The sequence below is a fragment of the Bdellovibrio sp. HCB290 genome (genome assembly GCF_047305925.1).
In the GTDB taxonomy this organism is placed as follows: Bacteria; Bdellovibrionota; Bdellovibrionia; order Bdellovibrionales; family Bdellovibrionaceae; genus Bdellovibrio.
Genome location: NZ_CP178620.1, coordinates 3,342,937 through 3,365,636 on the forward strand (window position 1 = coordinate 3,342,937; position 22,700 = coordinate 3,365,636).

General features: G+C 46.9%; 23 protein-coding genes. 9 read left to right on the plus strand and 14 right to left on the minus strand.

Going from position 1 to position 22,700, the window contains the following annotated elements:
* The first annotated feature begins 141 nt into the window (after nt 1-141).
* The 9 genes from ACLVWU_RS16295 (at nt 142) to ACLVWU_RS16335 (ending at nt 7,554) form a co-directional block, all read left to right on the plus strand.
* Nucleotides 142-879 (plus strand): hypothetical protein, encoded by a 738-nt coding sequence (locus ACLVWU_RS16295; RefSeq protein ID WP_413575947.1) that lies wholly within the window; start codon nt 142-144, stop codon nt 877-879.
* Between the two features lie 96 nt (nt 880-975).
* On the plus strand, nt 976-1,221 hold the full coding sequence (locus ACLVWU_RS16300) for a DNA gyrase inhibitor YacG (RefSeq protein WP_413575948.1): 246 nt from the start codon (nt 976-978) through the stop codon (nt 1,219-1,221).
* Between the two features lie 159 nt (nt 1,222-1,380).
* A complete protein-coding gene (locus ACLVWU_RS16305; RefSeq protein WP_142701575.1) occupies nt 1,381-1,653 on the plus strand; it encodes an HU family DNA-binding protein in 273 nt (90 codons plus the stop codon).
* Between the two features lie 337 nt (nt 1,654-1,990).
* A complete protein-coding gene (pfkA, locus tag ACLVWU_RS16310) occupies nt 1,991-2,980 on the plus strand; it encodes a 6-phosphofructokinase (RefSeq protein WP_413575949.1) in 990 nt (329 codons plus the stop codon).
* A gap of 74 nt (nt 2,981-3,054) precedes the next feature.
* Complete coding sequence (locus ACLVWU_RS16315) at nt 3,055-4,176, plus strand: ABC transporter substrate-binding protein (RefSeq protein ID WP_413575950.1); 1,122 nt, start codon at nt 3,055-3,057, stop codon at nt 4,174-4,176.
* Nucleotides 4,177-4,207: 31 nt separating this feature from the next.
* Entirely contained in the window at nt 4,208-5,110 is a 903-nt protein-coding gene (locus tag ACLVWU_RS16320) for a branched-chain amino acid ABC transporter permease (protein ID WP_413575951.1), read from the plus strand.
* Nucleotides 5,110-6,090 (plus strand): branched-chain amino acid ABC transporter permease, encoded by a 981-nt coding sequence (locus ACLVWU_RS16325; RefSeq protein ID WP_413575952.1) that lies wholly within the window; start codon nt 5,110-5,112, stop codon nt 6,088-6,090. The genes ACLVWU_RS16320 and ACLVWU_RS16325 overlap by 1 nt, the downstream gene beginning before the upstream one ends.
* Entirely contained in the window at nt 6,065-6,841 is a 777-nt protein-coding gene (locus ACLVWU_RS16330) for an ABC transporter ATP-binding protein (RefSeq protein ID WP_413575953.1), read from the plus strand. Before ACLVWU_RS16325 ends, ACLVWU_RS16330 begins: the two co-directional genes overlap by 26 nt.
* Complete coding sequence (locus ACLVWU_RS16335) at nt 6,841-7,554, plus strand: ABC transporter ATP-binding protein (RefSeq protein WP_413575954.1); 714 nt, start codon at nt 6,841-6,843, stop codon at nt 7,552-7,554. Before ACLVWU_RS16330 ends, ACLVWU_RS16335 begins: the two co-directional genes overlap by 1 nt.
* Nucleotides 7,555-7,605: 51 nt before the next feature.
* Here the strand turns inward: ACLVWU_RS16335 and ACLVWU_RS16340 are convergent, their stop codons facing one another.
* The 14 genes from ACLVWU_RS16340 to fliE form a co-directional block, all read right to left on the minus strand.
* The gene (locus ACLVWU_RS16340) at nt 7,606-8,976 is read right to left on the minus strand and encodes a hypothetical protein (protein WP_413575955.1); all 1,371 of its coding nucleotides are present in this window, start codon (nt 8,974-8,976) and stop codon (nt 7,606-7,608) included.
* 27 nt (nt 8,977-9,003) lie between these two features.
* The gene (locus tag ACLVWU_RS16345; RefSeq protein WP_413575956.1) at nt 9,004-10,416 is read right to left on the minus strand and encodes an ATP-binding protein; all 1,413 of its coding nucleotides are present in this window, start codon (nt 10,414-10,416) and stop codon (nt 9,004-9,006) included.
* Nucleotides 10,397-11,071, minus strand: coding sequence for a response regulator transcription factor (locus tag ACLVWU_RS16350; protein WP_088615634.1), 675 nt, complete (start codon nt 11,069-11,071; stop codon nt 10,397-10,399). The genes ACLVWU_RS16345 and ACLVWU_RS16350 overlap by 20 nt, the downstream gene beginning before the upstream one ends.
* Nucleotides 11,072-11,337: 266 nt before the next feature.
* On the minus strand, nt 11,338-12,621 hold the full coding sequence (locus tag ACLVWU_RS16355) for a flagellar hook protein FlgE (RefSeq protein WP_413575957.1): 1,284 nt from the start codon (nt 12,619-12,621) through the stop codon (nt 11,338-11,340).
* 170 nt (nt 12,622-12,791) lie between these two features.
* Entirely contained in the window at nt 12,792-13,229 is a 438-nt protein-coding gene (locus tag ACLVWU_RS16360; RefSeq protein WP_413575958.1) for a TIGR02530 family flagellar biosynthesis protein, read from the minus strand.
* 1 nt (nt 13,230) lies between these two features.
* Nucleotides 13,231-14,238, minus strand: a complete 1,008-nt coding sequence (locus tag ACLVWU_RS16365; RefSeq protein WP_413575959.1) for a flagellar hook assembly protein FlgD — start codon at nt 14,236-14,238, stop codon at nt 13,231-13,233.
* A gap of 31 nt (nt 14,239-14,269) precedes the next feature.
* Nucleotides 14,270-16,120 (minus strand): flagellar hook-length control protein FliK, encoded by a 1,851-nt coding sequence (locus ACLVWU_RS16370; protein WP_413575960.1) that lies wholly within the window; start codon nt 16,118-16,120, stop codon nt 14,270-14,272.
* A 12-nt stretch (nt 16,121-16,132) separates the two neighbouring features.
* Nucleotides 16,133-16,951, minus strand: a complete 819-nt coding sequence (locus ACLVWU_RS16375) for a MotE family protein (protein WP_413575961.1) — start codon at nt 16,949-16,951, stop codon at nt 16,133-16,135.
* A 38-nt stretch (nt 16,952-16,989) separates the two neighbouring features.
* Complete coding sequence (fliJ, locus tag ACLVWU_RS16380) at nt 16,990-17,433, minus strand: flagellar export protein FliJ (protein ID WP_413575962.1); 444 nt, start codon at nt 17,431-17,433, stop codon at nt 16,990-16,992.
* Between the two features lie 13 nt (nt 17,434-17,446).
* The gene (locus tag ACLVWU_RS16385; RefSeq protein ID WP_413575963.1) at nt 17,447-18,775 is read right to left on the minus strand and encodes a FliI/YscN family ATPase; all 1,329 of its coding nucleotides are present in this window, start codon (nt 18,773-18,775) and stop codon (nt 17,447-17,449) included.
* Nucleotides 18,775-19,581: a FliH/SctL family protein gene (locus ACLVWU_RS16390; RefSeq protein ID WP_413575964.1), complete on the minus strand. Its 807-nt coding sequence runs from the start codon at nt 19,579-19,581 to the stop codon at nt 18,775-18,777. The genes ACLVWU_RS16385 and ACLVWU_RS16390 overlap by 1 nt, the downstream gene beginning before the upstream one ends.
* Nucleotides 19,568-20,602 carry a flagellar motor switch protein FliG gene (gene fliG, locus ACLVWU_RS16395; protein WP_413575965.1) on the minus strand — a complete coding sequence of 345 codons (1,035 nt, stop codon included), beginning with the start codon at nt 20,600-20,602 and terminating at the stop codon, nt 19,568-19,570. Before fliG ends, ACLVWU_RS16390 begins: the two co-directional genes overlap by 14 nt.
* On the minus strand, nt 20,602-22,254 hold the full coding sequence (fliF, locus tag ACLVWU_RS16400; protein ID WP_413575966.1) for a flagellar basal-body MS-ring/collar protein FliF: 1,653 nt from the start codon (nt 22,252-22,254) through the stop codon (nt 20,602-20,604). The genes fliG and fliF overlap by 1 nt, the downstream gene beginning before the upstream one ends.
* 81 nt (nt 22,255-22,335) lie before the next feature.
* Nucleotides 22,336-22,674 carry a flagellar hook-basal body complex protein FliE gene (gene fliE / locus ACLVWU_RS16405; RefSeq protein WP_413575967.1) on the minus strand — a complete coding sequence of 113 codons (339 nt, stop codon included), beginning with the start codon at nt 22,672-22,674 and terminating at the stop codon, nt 22,336-22,338.
* Between the last annotated feature and the right edge of the window lie 26 nt (nt 22,675-22,700).

Genomic DNA, 22,700 nt, shown 5'->3' on the forward strand with positions numbered 1-22,700 from the left:
CAAATTGGCGGACTGTCTAAACAGTTCAACACCCCTACCCCTCTCAAATCGCAAATAACCAATCTCTGCGCAGACTTGCCACTGGCACGTCTCCTGTATTGCATCAGTAGTGAAGAAGTCTATTTAATGAGAGAGGTATTTATGAAAAAGCTCATCCTATCCTTAGTCACAACAGTCTCTGTGCTGGCTTTTGTTGGTTGCAGCAGCAATGATAGCGGTGGCGGTGGAGGAGTGGTTCCTGTCACTTGTAACGCCGGCACAACTTGGAACGGACAATATTGTGTAGGTGGTAATGGCGGCATCGTAAGCCCTGGGACAACAACCATTCGCTACTACGATTATGTCTATTACTTCCAGATCAATTATTGGACAAAGGCTCCACTGGTTGTAAACCCAAGTGCAAAACGCTACATGAAGATCACCAACACATCTGTATATAAGAAGTTTCTAAAAGAAGCGATGGCAGTGTGTGACAGAAATATCTGGGGTTGGAATTCCGGCTATTCAGATTGTAACTCATGGACCAACGGTTCCTTGATGCTACAAGTTGACCTGAACAACAGCTTGCAACCATCCGTGTACTTCACAGCGATCCCATCCCAACAATACTTCAACTTTAGTTTCGGTATTGATGGCGGCGGTATGGCTTACAACCCACTGGCTTTGATTCAAAACACAACATACAGCTTGATCAACCAAAGCAAAGGTTTCGAAATCCGCTCTAACGGAGCTTCGACGAATGCGGGTGGTTTGCACTTGATCCAAATCCAGGTGTTCAACGGAACAACAGCGAACAACCAAGTGAACTACCAGATCGCTTACCCTGACTCCAACGGTAGAGGCACAGTGTTCGCGACAGGTACAATGACTAAATACTAATCGTTTTTTAAAAAAACCGATTGTCCAACTTCGCCGTGCATGGCCAAGTTGCACAATCGGTTGATCTCGTTTCAACTCTGCGCAAATATCCCCTTCATGAGCGAATCAGAAAAACCTCCAGAAAAAATGGTCAAGTGTCCACAGTGTGGCAAACCCGCTTTGTACTCACCCGAAAATGCTTTTCGTCCCTTCTGTTCAGAGCGCTGTCGCCTGATCGACCTTGGTGAGTGGGCTTCTGGCGGTTACGCCATTCCCGTCAAGAATGATTCTTCAAGTGATTCTTTAACTTCCATCGAAGATGCGTACGACGATGAAGGTGAAGACGGTAACCACCGACACTAGCAGCAGCATGAAAATGGCTGTGCGAGCGTTTTTCGTAAATTGCTATTGACGAAGCAAAGATTTTAATTTGTTATTTGAAAGTCATTGGAAGACGAGAATTTATCATCAGGATGTATTAACAACAGGGACACACACAGGTGTCACTAAAGAGGAGTTCACATGAACAAGGCTCAATTGATCGAAAAAATCGCTGGCGAAACTAAAGTTTCTAAAGCTCAAGCTGAAGCAATCCTTGACTGCGCAGTAGAAAACATCAAAAAAGCAGTTAAAAAAGGCGACGACGTTAAACTTGTTGGCTTCGGTACTTTCACTAAAGCTAAACGCAAAGCTCGCACTGGTCGCAACCCACAAACTGGTAAAGCAATCAAAATCCCAGCTGCATGGGCTCCAAAATTCCGCGCTGGCGCAGAATTCAAATCAATGGTTAAGTAATTAGCAAAAACTAATTGCAATCATTAAAAGGCGTTCCCCCGGGAACGCCTTTTTTATTTCCAAAACCCCTTCCCCTACTCCCAACAAGTAAACAACTTGTTCCCCAACAAACAACACCCCGCCCCATTGATTCCTTGTTAATTCCCATTGAAAGATTTCCTGAATAAGGAAATTTCAAAGGGAATCCCTGTGGTATGTGCATGCAGCGACCTCCGTCGGCGCAGGATGCGCGAACCGCCAACGGCGGCGACGGTGAGCCATGGATGGCGTGTCGCGGAATGCACATACCACAGGGATTCCCTTTGAAATTTCCGGCCCCCAGCGATAATCTCCCCCTATGGCAACATTCAATAAAAAGATCAAAAAACTAGGTGTGTATACAAGTGGTGGCGATGCTCCAGGCATGAACGCCGGACTGCGAGCAGTAGTCCGCGCAGCAATCGCAAACAAACTGGAAGTCTATGGCATCATGCAGGGCTACGTCGGCATGATGGAAAATCATATCGAGTCGATTGATCAACGCTTCGTTGCCAATATCATTCAGCGTGGTGGCACAGTGATCAAAACCGGCCGCTCCACTGAGTTCACAAAACCAGATGGTCGCGCAAAAGCCGCTGCCAATTTGAAAGCCCACGGCATTGATGCCATGGTGTGCATTGGTGGTGATGGCTCGTTCCGCGGTGCTCATGCCCTGTGGGAAGAACATCAAATTCCAATCGTGGGAATTCCGGGAACAATAGACAATGACGTCTTTGGTTCTGACAAAACCATCGGCTTTGATACTGCCGTGAATACGGCTCTTGAAGCCATCGACAGAATCCGTGACACAGCAGCTTCTCACGATCGTCTTTTCATCGTGGAAGTAATGGGACGCAATTCCGGCTTTATCGCTTCTGCAGTGGGTCTTGCGGGTGGTGCTGAAGAAATCTTCACGCCGGAATCTGCAACGACTGTTGATAAAGCTGTGGAGCGTATCAAAGAAGGTATCGCCCGTGGTAAAACCAGTTCGATTCTTGTAACAGCGGAGGGTCAAAAACCAGGTCGCGCCTATGATCTTGCCGATGCCATTCGTAAAAAAACCGGTTGGGACGCAAAAGTCTGCATCCTGGGTCACCAACAACGCGGAGGCTCACCAACAGCAGCGGACCGTATTCTTGCCAGCCGCATGGGTGCGGCCGCTGTGGATTCATTGCTGAAAGGTCATTGCGACATCATGATCGGCACCGAAGGTGAGCGACTGGTCGAAGTACCTCTCGACATTGTAACGAAGAACGAAAGAAAAGCGCATTTAGACTTAATCAGTCTTGCAAGTGTTTTAGCGACCTAAATTCTCTTGACCTCTTTTGTAGATGCCTGAATTCTAAACGCTATTCGCGTTTTAGCATTACAAAAGAGGTCTTTATGAAACGTCTGTTAGTCTCCCTTTTGCTGGCTCTTCCTTTGCTGGCTGGTTGCACGAAAAAAGAAAATGTCATCATGATCGGTGAATACGATTCCCTGTCTGGTAGCGACGCCACTTTCGGCTTAAGCTCCAACAAAGGTGTTCGTCTGGCATTTGATGAAATCAACGCTGCTGGCGGCATCAAAGGTAAAAAAATCGAACTAAAAACCATGGATGACCAAGGTAAAAACGAAGAAGCTGCAGCTGCAACGACTCGCTTGATCACGCAAAATAAAGTGATCGCAATCATCGGCGGCGTTGCTTCCGGTCGATCTAAAGCGGCAGCCCCGATTGCTCAGGCAAAGGGCATTCCGTTTGTTTCCCCGGCATCCACAAATCCGGATGTTACAAAAGTCGGCGACTATGTTTTCCGTGTTTGCTTCATCGATCCATTCCAGGGTTCTGTGATGGCGAAATTTGCCAACGAAACTCTTAAAATCAAAAAAGTGGCAATTCTGCGCGACGTGAAAAATGACTATTCTGTTGGCTTGGCTGATGCCTTCCTGACAGATTTCAAAAAACGCGGCGGCGAAATCGTGGCTGACGTTTCTTACCAAGCCGGTGACATTGACTTCAAAGCTCAATTGACTCAAATCCGCTCTAAAAATCCGGAAGCGATCTATGTTCCTGGTTACTACACTGAAGTTGGATTGATCGCTCAACAAGCCCGCCAGCTTGGCATCAAAGCTCCCCTTATGGGCGGCGACGGATGGGACAGCGAAAAGCTTCATGAAATCGGAAAAGAAGCTATCAATGGCAACTACTACTCCAATCACTACACTGTCGAAAGCACAGATCCTGCAGTGACAGAGTTCATCAAGAAGTTCAAAGCCAAATACAACGAAACACCAGATGCCTTGGCGGCTTTGGGTTACGATGCTGCTAAAATTCTGGCAGCAGCTATTGAGCGTTCTGTGGACTTGTCAGGCAAATCGATTCGTGATGAACTGGCTAAAACAAAAGATTTCCCAGGCGTGACTGGAAAAATCACTCTGAATGAAAATCGCGACGCTGTGAAAAGTGCCGTGGTGATTCAGGTGGACGGACCTAATCGCAAGTACATCTCGACCGTGACTCCGTAAGGGGTCTAAAAAGCCCCAAAAAAGGACTGACATGCAGGATTTCGTACAGCACTTAATAAATGGTATCAGCCTTGGATCCATCTACGCACTGATCGCTCTTGGCTACACCATGGTGTACGGAATCCTGAAAATGATCAACTTCGCCCACTCAGACGTTTACATGGTGGGCGCCTTTGCTGCTTACTATGTGGCTCGCGCATTCGGTATCGAAGCAAATCCCGGTGTTGGCTCCTTAGCCGTTCTTTTGATTTCCTCCATGGTCTGCTGCAGTCTTATCGGTTTGATCATCGAAAGATTCGCTTATCGTCCCCTTAGAAATTCTCCAAAATTAAATATCCTGATCACCGCAATCGGGGTGAGTTTACTTTTAGAGTACGGCGGACAAGTTGTATTCGGAGCCGATCCTAAAGTTTTTCCAGAAGTGATGAAAGATTTTGTGATCTTCTCTTTCGGCAACGTCGAACTGAAGTCCTTTGACCTGACAGTTCTTTTGGTCAGCGTGATTGCGATGATGGCTTTGCAATTCCTGATCTATAAAACAAAACTTGGAAAAGCCATGCGCGCCGTCAGCAGCAATGCTTCAGTGGCAAGCCTTCTGGGTGTGAATCCTGATAAAATCATCGCCTTTACTTTCATTGTTGGATCAGCCCTTGCCGGTGTCGGCAGCGTTCTGGTCGGCATGAAGTATCCTAAGATTGATCCTTTAATGGGGATGATGATTGGGATGAAGGCCTTCGTCGCCGCTGTTCTGGGTGGCATCGGCAATGTGCGCGGAGCTGTTTTGGGCGCACTGATCATGGGCCTTTCTGAAGAGATGGTCGTGGCTTATTTGTCTTCGACTTATCGTGACGCATTGGCTTTCGGTATTTTGATTGTGATTTTGATCTTTAAACCCGCTGGCCTGCTGGGCAAGTACACTGTGGAGAAGGTGTGATGATTCGCGCTTTTAAGAATCCCCTTTTATCCCTGATTGCGACTTTGATTTTGGGCCTGGTTTTCCAATTCGGTTTCGATGAATACATTCAGTTGATGGTTCTGTTCGTGACCGTGAATTGCCTGATGGCGATGAGTTTGAACTTGGTCAACGGTTATACGGGTCAGTTTTCCCTGGGCCACGCCGGCTTTATGGCGATCGGCGCTTACTTTACCGCTTATGCCTCTGTGAATTGGAATTTTCTGCCTGAGCAGTTTCAGGGAATTACTTTCTTTGTATTCGCCATCGGCAGTGGTTTGGCGGCCGCCTTAGCAGGTTTCCTGGTGGGATTGCCTTCCCTGCGCCTTAAAGGTGACTACTTGGCCATCGTGACTTTGGGTTTTGGTGAAATTATCCGTGTCACTCTTTTGAACATGGACTTCCTGGGTGGACCGCGTGGTTTTGCCAACATCCCCGGATTTTCAAACTTCTACATGTCCTATGCCTTTGCTGTGCTTTGGATTCTGATCTGCTTCTTTACGATCTGGCGAGTGATGAAATCCTCCTGGGGCCGCGGCTTCCTAAGTGTTCGTGAAGATGAAATCGCAGCAGAGTCTTCAGGTATCAACACGACCGGCATGAAGGTTCGCGCTTTTGTCCTTTCGAGCTTTTTCGCCGGTGTGGCTGGCGCTTTGTTTGCGCACTTTACAAATTTCATCAATCCCTCGTCGTTCACGTTCCTGCAAAGCGTGAACGCCGTTATCATGGTGGTCTTGGGTGGTATGGGTTCGATGACTGGTTCCATTATCGCAGCGATCTTTGTGACCGCTCTTCCAGAAGCCCTTCGTCCTTTGCAGGAAGTGACTGGTGTTGATTTGCGTATGGTTATTTACTCGTTATCTTTGGTGCTGGTGATGATTCTTCGTCCTAAAGGCATTATGGGAGAGCTTGAAATCACTGACTTGTGGAGAAAATATGTCCGACGTTCTGCTGGAAGCTAAAGGTATCACGATGCAGTTCGGCGGATTAAAAGCCGTCGACGACTTGTCCTTTCAAATCAAAAAAGGTCAGCTTGCTGGATTGATCGGTCCAAATGGCGCGGGTAAAACCACGGCGTTTAATATGCTGACTGGGGTCTACCAACCCACTAAAGGTGAAGTTTATCTGGACGGGCAATCACTGCATGGTCTGAAGCCGTATCAAATTTCCCAGCGCGGGATTGCGCGTACTTTTCAAAATATCCGCTTGTTCAAGAATCTGACTGTTTTGGAAAACATCCTGATCGCGACCCATCAGCACGTTACTTATGGAATTATGGATGCGCTTTTCCAAACCAAGAAGTTTGTCGAGACCGAAAAGCAAATGGTCGAAAAGGCCATGGATTTGTTATCGCTATTTTCAATGCAAAACAAAGCCGATGAACTTTCCTCCAGTCTTCCTTATGGCCAGCAACGCAAACTGGAAATCGTGCGTGCTTTAGCCACGGATCCTAAAATTATTCTTTTGGACGAACCTGCAGCCGGAATGAATCACTCTGAAACTCATCAGTTGATGGAAACAATTGCACAAATTCGTTCCAAATTTAATTTGACCGTATTGTTGATCGAACACGATATGAAACTGGTCATGGGTATCTGTGAAAACATCGTGGTTCTGGATCACGGAGTTAAAATCGAAGAAGGTACGCCTAAGCACGTACAAAACTCCAAAAAAGTTATCGAAGCTTATCTGGGCGTAGAGGAAACTCACTAATGCAAACTCCGATCATTTCCGCTGAAAACCTGAATGTTTACTACGGCTCCATCCAGGCTCTAAAGGGCATCACGTTTCACGTCAACAAAGGTGAAATTGTCAGTCTGATTGGCGCCAATGGCGCTGGCAAGACCACCACTTTGCGCGCGATCTCGGGCCTTGTACCTTCTCAGGGAAGTATCCTTTTGCATGGCAAGGACCTGCACGTGGTTCCCACCCATGACCGCGTGAAACTGGGAATTGCCCAGTCACCGGAAGGCCGTGGCGTTTTTCCTCAAATGAGTGTTTTGGAAAATCTGGAAATGGGTGCTTATCACCGCAGTGACAAAGCCCAAATCAAAAAAGACTTTGATATGTGTCTGGATCTTTTCCCCCGTATCAAAGAGCGTCTTTGGCAAATGGCCGGCACTCTTTCAGGCGGTGAACAACAGATGCTGGCAATTTGCCGTGCGTTGATGTGTAAGCCCGAAATCCTGCTTCTGGATGAACCTTCCTTGGGACTGGCACCTTTGATTGTGAATCAAATCTTTCAAATCGTGACCAAGCTAAATCAGGACGGGATGACTATCCTGTTGGTCGAGCAAAATGCCAAACTTGCTTTAAGGATTTCTCACCGCGCCTATGTTTTGGAAACAGGCCGCGTGGTGATGCAGGACACAGGTATCAATCTGTTAAACAACGACGAAGTTCGTAAGTCTTATCTAGGTGTTTAATTAAGATCATCGACGAAAATAAAAAACCCGCTTTCATCAAGCGGGTTTTTTTCATTTTTCTTCACGATGCCAATTCAGGAAATTGCTGTTGGTCTTGTTTTCTGGAAACTCGTGATACTCTTTGTACATTTGCAGGACATCACGATGAAAGTTCGACTTGTACGAATGCACACGGCTGCCCAGGGCGCCGAAGATATTAAACAGACTGAATACGACCAGAACACTTGCAAAAATCCAGTTGAAACGTTTTGCCGGCATTTTCTCGCGCAGTTTACTAAAGGCGATCGCAATCAACACGGTCACAATCGGGAATGCCAGAATCAAATGCCAGTGATTGAACTCGACCGGTGAAAGACCTGTCGCCAGGATCATCGAACAGAACATATAAAAGGCGTACAGATAAATACGATCTTCGCCCTGAACCAGAGTGCGATCTTGCCTTAAGCGGAACGGGTGCTCTTTTTTCCAAACATTCTTAAAGATCTTCCATTGAACTACGGCACTGAAGACGACAGTGACAGCGGTAAACAGGTACTTCGCGGAATGGAAGGCTCCGCCGACAATCTTTTGCACCGTCAGATCCTGAATCCACAAGAAGTTGATCTCGCTGAAAATATGACGACCATAGGAAATGGCGCCATAACGAATCCAATAGGAAATCCCTTTCAGAACCGGATATACCAAGACAAAGTTTTTACCAATGAAAGACTTGGATTCCTGGCTGACTGCGACTGCCAGCTCACGATGCTCAAGATAAGCCATAAACCATGGGAACAGACTTAATGCCACTACGGCACTTCCAGCCACAAATCCCCACCAGTTAACTTTCAGGTATCTGAAACCCCATAGGGCCAGCGATAAAATCCCCAGCATCAAGACTGAAAAGTGAACCTGAACACAGAACCCGATCGTCAGCACATGGAAGAACGTCATCCAGAAGTTTTTATTGTTCATGTGATAGGCGGTATAGAAGTGCACTGCTGAAAATAAAAACAAATAAGCCGGATTATAAAGCTCTGTCTGCTCGACACGCCAAGGGCTTAACCAATACAACAAAAGGAAGTCGATCAGGATGATGGATTTAAAATTTTCCTTAAGAACACTGGCAAAAAGAAAATAGGAAATCACATGAAACAACAGAATCACGGCCAAAGCTGAATACGGTGAAAAATAAATCTGCATGGGAATGGCAGAAACCGCCGTTAAAAAACTTCCCGGCAAAAAACCCATTCCCGTGGTGGCGTTTCCGAAATGAGACCACTGCCCGTCATCAACCACGCGGAACACCTTCAACAACATCTGAACGTGGTCATTGTGCAAAGTAAGATGCGTGAAAAAGAAAATACTGAAAAAAAGGCCCAAGGCAAACAAAGCCAGTTGGCCCCAACAATGGGATGATACGTTTTCTTGATTCTTAGACATGAGCTTACTTTTGCACAAAAGACGGCTTTACGCCATCTTTTGAAGTGTGATTTCCATCTCGGTGCCGCGGCCATCTTTGACCGGACTCTTGATACTGACTTTACCATCATGAGCTTCGACCACCGCTTTAACGAAGGTCAACCCCAAGCCCATTCCGTATTCAGAACGGCTCTTGTCACTGCGGTAAAGTTTCTGCCAGATCAAACCGTGCTCTTCCGCTGCGATCCCGGGTCCGGAGTCGACAACTTTCAGAATCACGCTTTCGGTTTGATTGATGGTTTCAATGATCACCTCGCCGCCTGGCGGAGTGTATTTATGGGCATTATCCAAAAGGTTCGCGATCACGCGACTGATCAATCGTGGATCTACCATCGCCCAATCATGGGTATCTAACTTCTGAATGACTTTGATGTTTTTTTCCTCAAAGGCCATCTCATACAGATCCATGATTTCTCGCACCAGCTCGCTGATGAATTTCTTTTCGATTTTCAGTTTCTTACTGCGATTTTCGGCCTCGGTGATATCCGTCAAAACCTGCAAAAAGCTTAAAATCTTGTCTGAGTTTTCAAAGCAGCTTTGCAAAGCTTCACGGTAGGATTCCAAGTCCCCTTCGCTGGTCAGTGCGATCTCGGCACGGCCACGCAGACGAGTCACAGGTGTGCGAATATCATGCGCCAAGTGATCAAAGGCCTCTTTTAAGCCATTCACCAGATTTTCGATTTTATCCAGCGCCTTATTGAACATGAGTTTAAGCTCTTCAAGCTCATCCTCACTGCCTCCGACGGGTACACGCGTGGAAAGGGATCCACGTTCGATCTTTTTCATGGAGTTGATTAACTCGCGCACCGGGCTCAGGGTGGAGTTAGATAAGAACAAGCCCCCAAGGAAACCGATTAGTGCAACAGGCAGCAAGGCCCACCAGAATAGCTTCTGCAGGTAGCGCAGCTGTTTACCCATACCTTCGGTACTCTTGGCCATCACCAGGCGCTCACCATTCTTCAGGATCTTACCCAGAACCAGGACAGCCTCCGCTCCAGAACGTTCTGGAATGGAGAACTCGAAGGTGCTTTCACCGTGTTTATTCAGTTCATTGACCAGAAGAGTCTGATCAAACTGGGGCTGCGGTGTCGGGCTATGCGAGAAAAGTATTTCGCCATTTTCACCATAGACTGTCACGATCAAAGAGGAATCCCGATCAAACGTGCGTAGCACCTCGAAATACTGTTTGAAGTCTTCCAGGCCATTCACTTCGATACGATTGGCAAATTCCTCGGTCTTCGACACAAGGATGGATCGCTCCTGCGCTTGCAGCGAGTGCGTAATTTGAAAATAGAGGAAACTAAAGATCAGCGTGGAACTCAGAATCAGTACCATTGAGTACGCAAGCGTCAGCTTGGTACTGATTCTGAAAAGCGTGGGTTTAAGACCCTTTAAGAACATAACCTACACCTCTGACTGTATAAATAAGTCGTGTAGGGAAATCTTTTTCTAACTTGTTTCTTAGGCGGCATACCAATACGTCTACCACATTCGTTTGTGGATCGAAATCATAATTCCAAACTTCCTTAAGGATAGTTTGTTTACCGATGATCTTGTTTGGATTGCTCATGAAAAGATCAAGCAATACGAACTCGCGCTCTTGAAGGTCCAATTTACGACCCGCACGAACCACATCGCGATTCAAACGGTTTAATTTCAAATCCTGGAAAACCAGTTGAGTCACTTCAGATGCCTTTTGGGCACGCTTCAACAGGTTTTTTACACGGATTTGAAGTTCTGCCATTGCGAAAGGTTTTGTAAGGTAGTCATCTCCACCCATGCTCAAACCTTTAAGGCGGTCATCCAATTCGCGCAAAGCGCTCAAAATCAAAATCGGTGTGTTGATTTCTTTTTCGCGCAATGATTTGGCGAAAGTGTAACCATCCATTTCTGGAAGCATCAAATCTAGAACAATGATGTCATAATGGTTGGTTAATGCTCTTTCGTAGGCGCGTCTACCGTTAGATTCAACTTCGACTTCACCTTCAAGCTCACCCAAACCTTGCTTTACGATTGTTGCGATCTCGTTGTCGTCTTCTACTACTAAGCATCTCATTTCAGAAACCCCTCTGGACTAGTGATTTAAACTTGCGCCAGTGTATATCAGGTTTGTTTCTAAACAAAAGGTTCAATTTTAATGAACCTTGCAAAAAAGCCCATTATTACAGACATTTAATCGCTTGTTTTGGGGAATTTTGCCCAAGATTGCAGGCTTTTAAAACTAAATGGGGCATCTTGGGTTGCCAAACGAAAAAAAACAGGCCCGGGGTCAGCGGGCCTGTCGACATGGTTCATGGTTTAGATATTATCGGGAACTAATTATTAACGTTTCAATTGGATCACTTCGTTCAGAAGTTCATCTGTCGTCGTGATCGTTTTCGCATTGGCTTGGAAACCACGCTGATTTTGGATCATGTTTACGAACTCTGTTGCCAAATCCACGGTGGATCTTTCAAGAGATTTCGCGAACAATTTACCACGACCAGCTGCACCCGGGCCACCCACTGAAGCCGTTCCAGAATCTCTGGATTCTTTCAAACGATTGTTACCAACTTTAAATAGAGCTTCTGGATTTTCGAATTTCGCCAGAGCAATCTGCGCCAAGTCTTGTGCCTGACCGTTGGAGTAAACCGCAGTCAAGATACCTTCGTCATTGAACGACAAGCTGTTGATTGTACCAGCTGCCGCACCGTCTTGGTGCCAAGAGATAAGGTCCGAGTTTTTACCGTACTGTTTAGTACCGTCCAAACCTTTACCGCCATCCTTGATCGCGTCACCGAAGTTCAATTTGATTTCTTGACCTTGAAGTGCGCCACCTTTGAAGTTGAAGTTGGAAGAAGTCAGTTGCTGAGTATCCAATTTACCATCAACAGTAAATTCAAGTTTACCAGCACATACTTCAGAAAGCTGACCTTCATCGCCGCCAGTGATTTCTTTACCGTCAACAAGGCCTTTGTATTCCCATTGTCTGTCAGCCACTTTATTGAAGAACAAACTCAACAAATGCTTATTACCCTGAGAATCGTACATCTCAACACCCGTAGAGTAATGTGACGTGGAGTATGGATCTTTAGGATCAAATTTCTTAGTTGGTTCCATACGGGAATCCAAGTTCAGGTCCATTTTGATTTCTTTAGTTGCTTTCGCTGGAACCAGAGCACGTGGGAACTTGATATCTGTCATTTTGTTCAGGATGTTACCTTTTTCATCGGTACCGAACCCTTGAACTTTTTGATTGTCGTTAGTTACCAGGTAACCTTCACGGTCAAAGTGGAAGGAACCATCACGAGTGTAAGACTCGCCATCAGAACCTTTAACTTTGAAGTAACCGTCACCAGAGATGGCAAGGTCAGTTACTTTTTCAGTTGCATCTACGTTACCTTGAGTAAGGATTGGATTCACGGCACCGATCTTCACACCACGACCGATTTGGTTACCACCAAGGACACCTTTTAAGCTTTTTGAAATGATATCCTGGAATTCTGCGCGGCTTGCTTTGAAACCGACAGTATTTGCATTGGCGATATTGTCACCGATAACGCCTAGGGCTTCGCCCTGAGCAGCCATACCAGACACACCCGTGTACAATGAAGAAAGAATACCCATGTGACCTCCATGTCGTTGGCAGTTCTATTCGAGAACCACCGTTTGGAGGGCCTCCTCTACGAGGACCAGCCCTAATATTTAGTTTTAAATACCATCCTCGAACACATTCTATGTTCTCAGAGTTTTGTGTTTTATCTGTCTCTTCTGGACAGCTTCAACACGTTTTGCGGTTAAATAACCACTGTGCTATCGATGTTTGTGAACACATTTTCTTTCAATGCGGTCTTGTCCATCACTGTAACAACAGTCTTATTCTTCACGCTGACAATCAGTGCCGAGTCATTCATCAAAACCAATGAATCCTTGGAACCTTTCGCCGCAGCTCTCGAAACCGCATCATTCAGCTTGTTAATATCCTCAGGACTATAATTAATCCCTCGAGTACTCATTCGCTCAATCGCATGATTCGAAAACTTCACTCCTTCAATCGGCTTTGTTAAGCCTTGTGGAGCCACTTGACTTGCTTGAGGGGTCGCAATCGGCCCGCCGAGCTTTTCAAGAGTATCCTTGAAGGAAGGACCCGTGCCTGCGCCTACATCGGTTTGCACCTTTGCCGGCTGCTTGGGAACGAGTTGATCAAATGTTTGTATCTTCTTTAAGTCTACCATTTTACTTCGCCGTCTCCTTCGCGATCTTTTCCATCATGTCGCGAGATAAACCCACCGTATCCATGATCTTCGATTTTGCCGCAGGAGCTGACGCAGTAGTAGAACTTTGTTGAACTACATTCGCCTCTTTTTTAGTTTGTCCTGTGACATCATCCTTTTTCAAGTCTAGGTTGGTGACATCATTTACATTCTGGTCGTTCCTCATAAGACGAGGGTCTGTGATCTTTTTCACGTCTCTGAAGCGAATTGCCTGATTTCCAACATTTAGAACCGGGCCTTCAGAGGAATAACTCACGCCAGTGATAACGCCATCGAAATCTGTTTTGATGCCTAGTTTTTTTCCGTCAGCTGTTTTTGCTTCTGCAAGGAACTGATATTCACCTGCTGCTGCTTTCATACCTTTTGCGTCTTCACCATTCCAAGTGAGTTTGTTCTCGCCTTGTTTCAGACCCTTCAGGTTGTATTCGCGCACAACGGCTCCATCAGCATCACGCACTTTCACAGTCACTTCCTCTGCCGCCATCGGCAATGAGAAACGGAAATCATGGTCTCTGTCATTCGTACCGCGCACAACTTTGGATGAATCCCCCGCAACCGCTTTGCCGATCAAGTTCAACGCCTGGAAGTTTTCAGAAGGTTTTTGTGCTGCCTTCATTTCTTCAAGTGTCTTGTTGATATTCTGCATTTGCTCGAGTGACGAGAAGTTCGCCAATTGAGCCGCCATTTCATGGGACTTCATCGGGTTTGTCGGATCCTGATTCTTCATTTGCGTCAGCATCAGTTTGAAGAACGCATCCTTATCCATATTCGGATTACCCGTTGTACGAATTTTCTGAGTGGGATCAGTCCAATTCGGATCCGCAAGCTTGTTCGCCACCGCGCCAAGATCTTCATCTCCGACTTTCGCTTTATCATGAGCGCTCAATGAGCTTGCGACATTGGTGCTTGTCGGTTTTTCAGATGTTGCCCCGAAAGCATTTACTCCCAATTTCGTGTTGACCACTGTCATTCAAGTTCCCCTTTTCCGGCTACCGCCGCCATTAAGCTACAAGATTCAATCCGCTGCCTTTGCCTTCTGTCGTACGCGGTGCTGCCTTCACAGACGCGGTATCGATAGGCTGCAAAGGATCACGACGTTTACCAGCATAGCCACGAAGCGGTTGCATATCAGTGAAGGATTCACGACGACCCTGATTTCCAAAGCTGTCGTTGAATTGATTCCAGAACTGACGTGCCTGGTCTCTTTGACCTTGGCCGTTCGTATTATTTTGGTTTTGCGTCGCTGTGTCGGCAGACGTCGTGTTCACAACATCCACTTTAACATTTTCCACGGACAATTTGTGAGCAGCAAGACTGTTCTTCAAATCAACTAGACTAGACTCAATCGTCTTTTTCGCCTCTGGAGAGTCCGCCTGCATTTGAAGATTCACTTTTCCGTCCTGAAGCATGACTTTCAAGTGAATTGTTCCCATATCCTCAGAGGACATCTGAACTTTCACTTCACCGCCACCTTTTTTAATCAGGTATTGGGCTTGATCCATCAATTGCTTCACGTTGGCTTCGTTCGCTGCTGCATTCACCGGTGCTTTAGGTGCCATTGCCGCCATTGCCGGATCAAACTTCAGGCTTTCACCCTTGATCGGCTGCGCCTGCAGACTTTCAAGTCCCATCAACTCGGACTTGAATTCCGCGGCCTTGGTCGTCAGTTTTTCCTGGGCTGCATCCTTGCCCTCTGTCATTCCCTGCTGCATGAACTGCTGTGCCGAGTTCTGCATCATGGATTGACCTTGATTCTCCTGTTGGAAGAATGATTCAGGACCGACTTTTCCGTTCACGGCCTGCTTCATCAAATCCATCTGCTGAGGCTTCTCCATACGTGGAGCCTCAAGGGCTTTGGTGAATTCGTCAGTCAGCTCCACTGATGACTCCTCCATCACGGCACCTTCGGTTTTTTGCTGGGCTGCCGCTGCTGCCTGTTTTGCCGCCAATGCCGCTAACAATGCCGGAGACATAGTCTCCTTCATCTGACCCTGCAAATGCGGAGGCAGCTTATCCAGAAGACTCTGTTGGGCCACTTCCGGAGCTGCTGGAGCCGGCACCGCCGCTTCCATTGGCATCTCGGCTTCAGGCTTCATGGCGCTGTCGTCCATCATCATGCGTGATGCCAACGAGCCACCCAGATCAGGCATTGCCGTGGCTTTCGCCGGCGCTTCCTGTTTCATCCAGAACTTCTTATTCAAGTTATCAACTGCAGTCCCGATTTGGTTCTGCTTTTCCTGCGCTGCTGCCACTCGCATTTGCATGTGCTCTTGCGACATACCAATACCCGCTGCCATTTCCGGCATCGGTTTCGGAGTTTGCGGTTGTGGCATTTGCTGCAATTGAGCAAGCAAGGACGCATACATGGCCGTGGCTTGTTCTGCCTGGTCATCGTCCAAGTCTAATTGATCAATCACAGCTTGCGCTGTCACTTCAGGGGATTGTTTGAGCTGGCTGTCGTCCAGTTCGGCCATCGCTTCCACAAGTCGTGTGGGAGGGATTTCAAATTCACTCTCGAATGAGTCCATGAATTCTTTGATTGCCTGCTGTCGATTCGCCGCCCGCTTTTCTTTCCCATCGTTAGTGCTGACCTTACGTTCTGGTTTCGATTCATTCGCCGGAGCTTTTTCTTCCTTAGGCTCTTTCGAGTCGTTAGAGTCTTTAGCTCTGGTTTCCTGTTTCGCTGATTCTTTGGTTTCTTTCGGACTTCTCAGGCTGATTTTGTCCTGAAGAGCTTTACCAAAACCCGAATCGGCACCGGAACTTTTGAAATCTTTCTCCTGAAGTTTGTCAGAAGCTTGAGACTTCAATTCGGTCGCACCCACCATTGGGGGGCCGACTATGTTTAACACTCTTTTTTCCTCCTATTTTTCAGATGCTGGAGCACGTTTGTAACCGGCGTACTTCTCAGAAATGATCTGAGCTTTCTCCGGTTTCAACAAATTCATGATATCAGCAGCATTTTTCTTTTTCATACGACCAAGTATCTCAACCACCAAATCCTCGTCCATCGTCTCAAAGACTTTGGCCGCCTGTGGGGGTTTCATATTGGTATACATCTGTACCAAGGTATCGACTTTCTGGTCGTCAGCCTTGACCCGGTCCTCAAGCATGCTGGAAATTCTGCCACGCATGTCTTCAAGTTCCTTTAAGCGTTTATCCAATTCAACTTTCTGTGCCTGAAGCTCTGTCTCCTGACGATTCAATTCTTCTTCGCGCGCATCAAGTTCTTTTCTTCTGTCTGTCAGTTTTGTCAGATGATCGATTTCATCGGTCGATAACGAAACCGGCTTGGCTTCAGGAGCCGCTTCCGCGACCGTTTTTTCCTCTGCAGCTGGTGCCGCTGGAGCCGGAGCAGATTGAGCCATCGCACCACCATTCAAAGTGATTTCGACGCGTTTTAAAACATTATCTATTTCTTCGTGATTTTGAAAACCCACAACGGCAAGGATCAATCCCAAGAATGAAAAACTGGCCATTTTCCAATGAACGCCGGATTTCTTTTTTTTCTTTTTTGGTGCTGACATTTTCATGCGACGACGCAGTTGCTGCTCAACGTCTTCAGAGGATAGATCCAAATGCAAGCGAGGCGACGCGGGATTCTTTGTGAATTTCACACTCCCGTTATTCTCGTCAGCAACTTTGCGTGCATTTTTAAAGAACTGATCGTATCCAGTTTTCATCGACTTCCTTCATCCTTGAATCGAGCAGAACATCCTGTTCAGCTGTTTTTCTTAAACCGCAGGATCGCCTGCTCATCCATCTCTTTTTGATCCTGGATCTTTCGTTCGGCTTTGTATTCCTCGAACTGATTTTCCCGGGTCTTCTCCATAATTTTATAGTCTAGAGCGGCTTGTCGCAAAATTTCTCTCTTGGCCTCGACTATTTTCTCGATCTCTTGAATATTTTGCTCTTGGTGCTGGATGCGGATCTTATGGCCTTTTAAAAAATCATGGATCTGGGAAAGGGCTGGACCTTGGGCGCCCCCGGCCTGAACCAGGCTCCCCGCGCGGGCTTGCGCATCCAGGATATCCTGATGCATCTTATCCAGCTTGGCCTGATATTCATTTAATACATCCACCGCGTCCTGAAAGTTCTTCTGGGCGATGTTTTCCACGACCTTGCGATGTTCAAGGACTTTTTGCAGGGGAAATTTGAATCTCACGAATCACCCCCGATTAAGCGTTGATCAGGATTTGCTGAAGCATGCGAACGGTATTGTTGAAATTGGTGGGATCCTCGACTCTTTGCTTTAAGAAGTCGTTCACCTGATCAATAATCTTCACAGCCTTATCGATCTTGGGATTGGAACCCGGCTTGTAAGCCCCGATATTGATCAAATCTTCTGCATCTTTATAAACTGCCAAAGTCTCTTTCAGCTTTTGCGCCAGTCGCACGTGTTCAGAGGACGAAACAGCCTTCATAACACGCGATGCACTTTGCATGATATCAATCGCAGGATAGTGACCACGGGCTGCCAGGGCACGTGAAAGCACGATATGTCCGTCCACGATGGAACGAACAGAGTCCCCGATTGGATCATTCATATCATCACCCTCTACGAGAGTGGTGTAGAAACCTGTAATACTGCCTTCGCCTTCAAAGTTACCGGCGCGCTCCAGCAGTTTCGGAAGAGTTGCAAATACAGACGGCGTGTAACCTTTTTGAGAAGGTGGCTCGCCCGTCGACAAACCGATTTCACGTTGAGCCATGGCAAAACGAGTCACCGAATCCATCATTAATAAAACATTTTTACCCTGAGCGCTGAAGTACTCTGCCATGGCTGTTGCCACATAGGCACCACGCATACGCAGAAGAGGACTTTGATCACTCGTCACGCAGACAACCACGGAGCGAGCCATACCTTCAGGACCCAAATCATGCTCGATAAACTCACGCACCTCACGACCACGTTCACCAATCATGGCGATCACGTTGACGTCGGCACTGGTGTTACGGGCCATCATACCCAACAACACGGACTTACCCACACCGGAACCTGCCATAATAGCGACACGCTGGCCTTGGCCTGCGGTTAATGCGCCATTGATCGCGCGGATACCCACATCCAGGGGCTCGCGAATTGGCTGTCGTTCAAGGGGATTACGAATCTCACTGTACAAAGGAACTTCACGGAAATTTTCGATCTCGCCTTTGTTATCCAAAGGTCGACCCAAACCATCCACCACGCGACCCAATAGCTCGTCGCCAGCGCGCACAGTGGCAATTTGACGGGAAAGAATAATCTTGGAACCTAAAGCGACGCCTCTCATATCATTGAGGGCCATCATCAATACGTGCTTGTCTTTAAATCCCACCACTTCCGCAAGGAAGGAGCGATCAAGACCTGTGGGATTGATTTGCACGATACTGCCGACGCTGGCGCCCGGCAGGTATCCCTTGATCAGCATCCCGTTCACTTCCGTCACTTTGCCGCTATCGCGGGTCAAATGGATGGAGTTGACCAGGTCGGAATATTTATCCAGATCAAGAGACATTTCACTCATTAACTTGCAACCTTATCTTTTACTTTGGGCATGTTCTCGGAAAGCACAGACCACAATTGCTCCAAGCGCTGTTCCACGCGGGCATCGACTTCACCGTAGTTTGTTTCAACAATACAGCCGCCAGCCATGATTTCAGTGCTTGGTTCGAAGCGGATTTTTTTTGTGAATTCCAGATCACGACCTGTTTCTTTTTTCAGTTCTTCCAAAAACTCAAATTGTTCCTGAGAAACATGGACTGTGATTTGCTCTTCATCCTGAGCAAGGCTGACTGCATCTCTTAAGATTTGCACCATGGCTTCATTATTAGTGGAAAGTTCTGCCTTCGCCAGGCGACCTGCCATTTTATAAGCAAGTGTTACCAGGTGATTTTCATTAAAAGCTGCGAGTTCTTTTTTAAGTTCTTTCACGCCCAACAATAATTCATCCAACCCCTGCATGCGGGTTACGATTTCTTCAGAGACTTTTTCAAAAGCCTCTTTGCGGCCTTCTTCAAGTCCCAAGTTGTAGGCTTCCTGGTAAGCTTGCTCCTGAATTTCCTTAAGTTTATCCAAAGCTGCGGCTTCGATCTTCTCTTGCTCGTCAACTTTCTCAACCTGATCGACACCCGTTTGAATACGGATCGCATCGTTCATGCGGAAATCAGAACCACGCTTCTTTTGCGTCAAATAGTCCATGGCCTGAGAGGGAGTGCCCAACTCAAATTTAGCTGGTACGAACTCCAGGACTGTTTTTTCAGCCACATCCTTTTTAAGGACCGCTTTAGTGTGAGCCCCAGGGCCCTGTTTGCCGCTACTAGACCATTGCATCTTCTGAACCGCCTCTTGCAATCAGGATTTTGCCTTCCGCCTCTAAGCGGCGAGCCGCATTGACAATCTCTTGCTGAGCAGATTCGACGTCGGACAAACGGGAAGGTCCCATGTTCGACAAATCTTCGCGTAACATCTCGGCCGCACGAGCGGAGATATTCTTGAAGATTTTGACACGAATATCTTCGCTGGAAGTTTTGAGTGCCAACAAAAGTTTGTCGTTCGGTACTTCCTTGAGAAGCGCCTGAATACCACGGTCGTCGATTTTGATGATGTCGTCGAAGACAAACATAAGTTTGCGGATCTCTTCGGCAAGAAGTGGATCTTTTTCTTCCAAGCGGGACATGATCGCCGTTTCCGTGTTTTTGTCCATAACGTTGAGCATTTCCGCCACCGGCTGAACCCCGCCCAATGCGGCTTGTTCCACGGTTGCAGTGTTGGACAATTGATTTTTTAATACGCGATCGATCTCGGCAATAAGCTCAGGATCGACGTGTTCCAAATTGGCCATACGCAGAACAACCTCTGCCTGTAAAGCCTCTGGAAGACGTTTTAGAACCTCACCCTTTTTCTCCGGCTCCAAGTGAGCCAGGATCACCGCAACTGTCTGCGGATGTTCATTCACCAGGAAGGTCGCCAATGACTTGGCATCGACCATCTCCAGGGATTCCAATGAACGGGAGCCACCTGTTGTGATATTCAAACCACCCAGGATACCTCTGGCACGTTCCTCGCCCAATGCATCCACGATTGTTTCTTTCGCAGAGATGGATTCAGAGAAGATATAGTCTTCAGTCTCAGAAATCATTTCATAGAATTCTTCCAGCACACGTTTTGTCACATGAACCGGAACGACACGCAATTTACTCATTTGATTGATCAGCTTGCGAATATCCGCATCATCCATGCGACGCAAGAGGACCTTCACCGCATCCTTACCAAGGTAATTGATAAGTATCGCCGCTTTGTCGAAACCTTTGAGCTGTTCGTACTCAATATGTTCGGCTTTATGCAGTTTCATTACGGATCCTTCCTAACCAACCACATGCCGAAGGCATTGGCCGCTTTTTCCTCGTCACGACCCATTGTGGCCATGATACGGTCTTTCAATAATTCAGACTCAGCTTTCTCTGGATCAATGGATTCCTGCAGAACAGGAAGGGCCGTTGACATACCAGGAAGCGTGTTATCCACAGATTGAAGTTCTTCAAGTTCTTCGATCGTTCTTGGCAACATCTCTTCAACAGAATCCTGGAAGCTGTCGGTGATCCATTGCATGAAGGGACGAACCACGATGAAAAAGAACAGCGCCAAAGAGAAACCCAGCAATGCCCATTTGAACAATGCATGGATCAGCTTCTTACGCTCAAGCGTCGTCAGTATTTTCTCTGCTTCAGAAAAGTCTTCCGGTTGGAACTGAATGGATTCAACTTTAACCGAGTCACCACGTGCGGCATTGAAACCAATGGCACCTTTAATCAGATCCTCATACTTTTTAACTTCTTCCACAGAACGAGGCTGCCATTTGCTTTCCGTCGTGCCGTCTGCGTTCTTCGTCGTCACATGAACGCCATCAACCACAACCGCCACACTCAGGCGCTCCAGATTACCAGCCGCTTCGCGAATATTGCGGACTGTTTTAGGAACCTCGTAGTTGATTGTCTTAAGTTCTTTTTTAACGTCCTGTTTAAAACCCACCTGGCCGGAACCGTCTTCAGCACCTGGAATATTGGAACGGGAACCTGGAACACCAGAAGGATTGGTACGCGCCCCATCCAAAGATTCCTCTTCGGATTGTTGGGAGCGAATCGCTGTCTTGTCCGGATCCACTAATTCTTCGACTGAAGAGATCACACGGTGATTCAAAGTGGCATCCACTTTAGCCACCACTTTAGCGTGACCCACTACTTTGGAAAGGATGTCTTCGATACGATCTTCGAAATCACCTTCCACTTTGGCTTTCAGGTCCAACAAATCGTTGGAGCCACCGGTTGTACCATCAGAGGCACGAGTCAGTACTTTACCACGCTCATCCAGGACCGCGACTTTATCCGCATCCATGCCTTCAACTGCATTTGCAACCAGGTAACGGATACCGCGAACTTGTTCCTGGGAAAGTTCTTTACCCTGGTGAAGTTCAACTACAACGGATGCTGAAGGCGAACCGCCTTCTTCAAGGAATGTCTTTTTATTTGGAAGAGCCAGGATGACTTTGGATTGTTTCACCGCCGTCAATGTGTTGATGGCTCTCATCAACTCCCCTTGCAGTGCTCTTTGATAATTGATCTTTTGCGCGTAAGAGTTTACGCCGAAATCCTGCTTGTCGAAAAGCTCCAGGCCGATAGAACCCATTTTTGGGGAACCAATTTCTGCCATCATCGTCATTTGCGTTGAATGCAGAAGCTCTTTGGGGATCGCTACTGTTTTACCACCATCGCGCAGCTGGAACGGAATATTCTTTTCGTTCAGTTTGGCAACGATCGTGGAAACCTGTTCAGTTGGAATGTTTGTAAAAAGAGGAACATAGTCCTTGCCGGACGCCATGAACATCATCGTCAATAAAGCTACTACCGCGATTAAGGTAACGGCAATAACTGAAAGTCTTTTGGTTGGACCCAGATTTTTAAAGAACTCACGGAACTGGACAACCAATCCACCAAAAATTTTGTTCAAAGAATCCCTCCGGTCTTACGCTTTGACTCCGCCAAAGCACGCGATCTAACGAAACATGTATCAGTAAAAATAAACTAAAAACTAAACCTGCATTTTCATGACTTCTTGGTACGCATCGATAATTTTATTGCGTACTTGAACCATGACTCGCAATGCGATGTCGGCTTTTTCGGAGGCGATCATCGCACCCGCGACATCATCCGTTTTTCCAGTGGCGATATTTTGCGCAAACTTGTCTGAAGTTTTTTGCAATTCATTCACAGAACTTACGGCATCCTTCAAGGTATCAGCAAAGCTCTTGCCAGATTCAGATGTTGAATTCAGTGGTGTCGTTGCGCCCGAGATAGACAGTGATTTGGAATCACGCAGATTGCCTGTCTCGAGAAATCTGTTTGCATTTGATACTGTAAAACCTTCCATGGCTTCACTTCTCCTTGTACTGAGTA

Bases quoted from the DNA above. Each gene is read 5' to 3' on its own strand.
- ACLVWU_RS16295 (WP_413575947.1), top strand. From the start codon at position 142: ATGAAAAAGCTCATCCTATCCTTAGTCACAACAGTCTCTGTGCTGGCT.
- ACLVWU_RS16300 (WP_413575948.1), top strand. From the start codon at position 976: ATGAGCGAATCAGAAAAACCTCCAGAAAAAATGGTCAAGTGTCCACAG.
- ACLVWU_RS16305 (WP_142701575.1), top strand. From the start codon at position 1,381: ATGAACAAGGCTCAATTGATCGAAAAAATCGCTGGCGAAACTAAAGTT.
- pfkA (WP_413575949.1), top strand. From the start codon at position 1,991: ATGGCAACATTCAATAAAAAGATCAAAAAACTAGGTGTGTATACAAGT.
- ACLVWU_RS16315 (WP_413575950.1), top strand. From the start codon at position 3,055: ATGAAACGTCTGTTAGTCTCCCTTTTGCTGGCTCTTCCTTTGCTGGCT.
- ACLVWU_RS16320 (WP_413575951.1), top strand. From the start codon at position 4,208: ATGCAGGATTTCGTACAGCACTTAATAAATGGTATCAGCCTTGGATCC.
- ACLVWU_RS16325 (WP_413575952.1), top strand. From the start codon at position 5,110: ATGATTCGCGCTTTTAAGAATCCCCTTTTATCCCTGATTGCGACTTTG.
- ACLVWU_RS16330 (WP_413575953.1), top strand. From the start codon at position 6,065: ATGTCCGACGTTCTGCTGGAAGCTAAAGGTATCACGATGCAGTTCGGC.
- ACLVWU_RS16335 (WP_413575954.1), top strand. From the start codon at position 6,841: ATGCAAACTCCGATCATTTCCGCTGAAAACCTGAATGTTTACTACGGC.
- ACLVWU_RS16340 (WP_413575955.1), bottom strand. From the start codon at position 8,976: ATGTCTAAGAATCAAGAAAACGTATCATCCCATTGTTGGGGCCAACTG.
- ACLVWU_RS16345 (WP_413575956.1), bottom strand. From the start codon at position 10,416: ATGTTCTTAAAGGGTCTTAAACCCACGCTTTTCAGAATCAGTACCAAG.
- ACLVWU_RS16350 (WP_088615634.1), bottom strand. From the start codon at position 11,071: ATGAGATGCTTAGTAGTAGAAGACGACAACGAGATCGCAACAATCGTA.
- ACLVWU_RS16355 (WP_413575957.1), bottom strand. From the start codon at position 12,621: ATGGGTATTCTTTCTTCATTGTACACGGGTGTGTCTGGTATGGCTGCT.
- ACLVWU_RS16360 (WP_413575958.1), bottom strand. From the start codon at position 13,229: ATGGTAGACTTAAAGAAGATACAAACATTTGATCAACTCGTTCCCAAG.
- ACLVWU_RS16365 (WP_413575959.1), bottom strand. From the start codon at position 14,238: ATGACAGTGGTCAACACGAAATTGGGAGTAAATGCTTTCGGGGCAACA.
- ACLVWU_RS16375 (WP_413575961.1), bottom strand. From the start codon at position 16,951: ATGAAAACTGGATACGATCAGTTCTTTAAAAATGCACGCAAAGTTGCT.
- ACLVWU_RS16385 (WP_413575963.1), bottom strand. From the start codon at position 18,775: ATGAGTGAAATGTCTCTTGATCTGGATAAATATTCCGACCTGGTCAAC.
- ACLVWU_RS16390 (WP_413575964.1), bottom strand. From the start codon at position 19,581: ATGCAATGGTCTAGTAGCGGCAAACAGGGCCCTGGGGCTCACACTAAA.
- fliG (WP_413575965.1), bottom strand. From the start codon at position 20,602: ATGAAACTGCATAAAGCCGAACATATTGAGTACGAACAGCTCAAAGGT.
- fliE (WP_413575967.1), bottom strand. From the start codon at position 22,674: ATGGAAGGTTTTACAGTATCAAATGCAAACAGATTTCTCGAGACAGGC.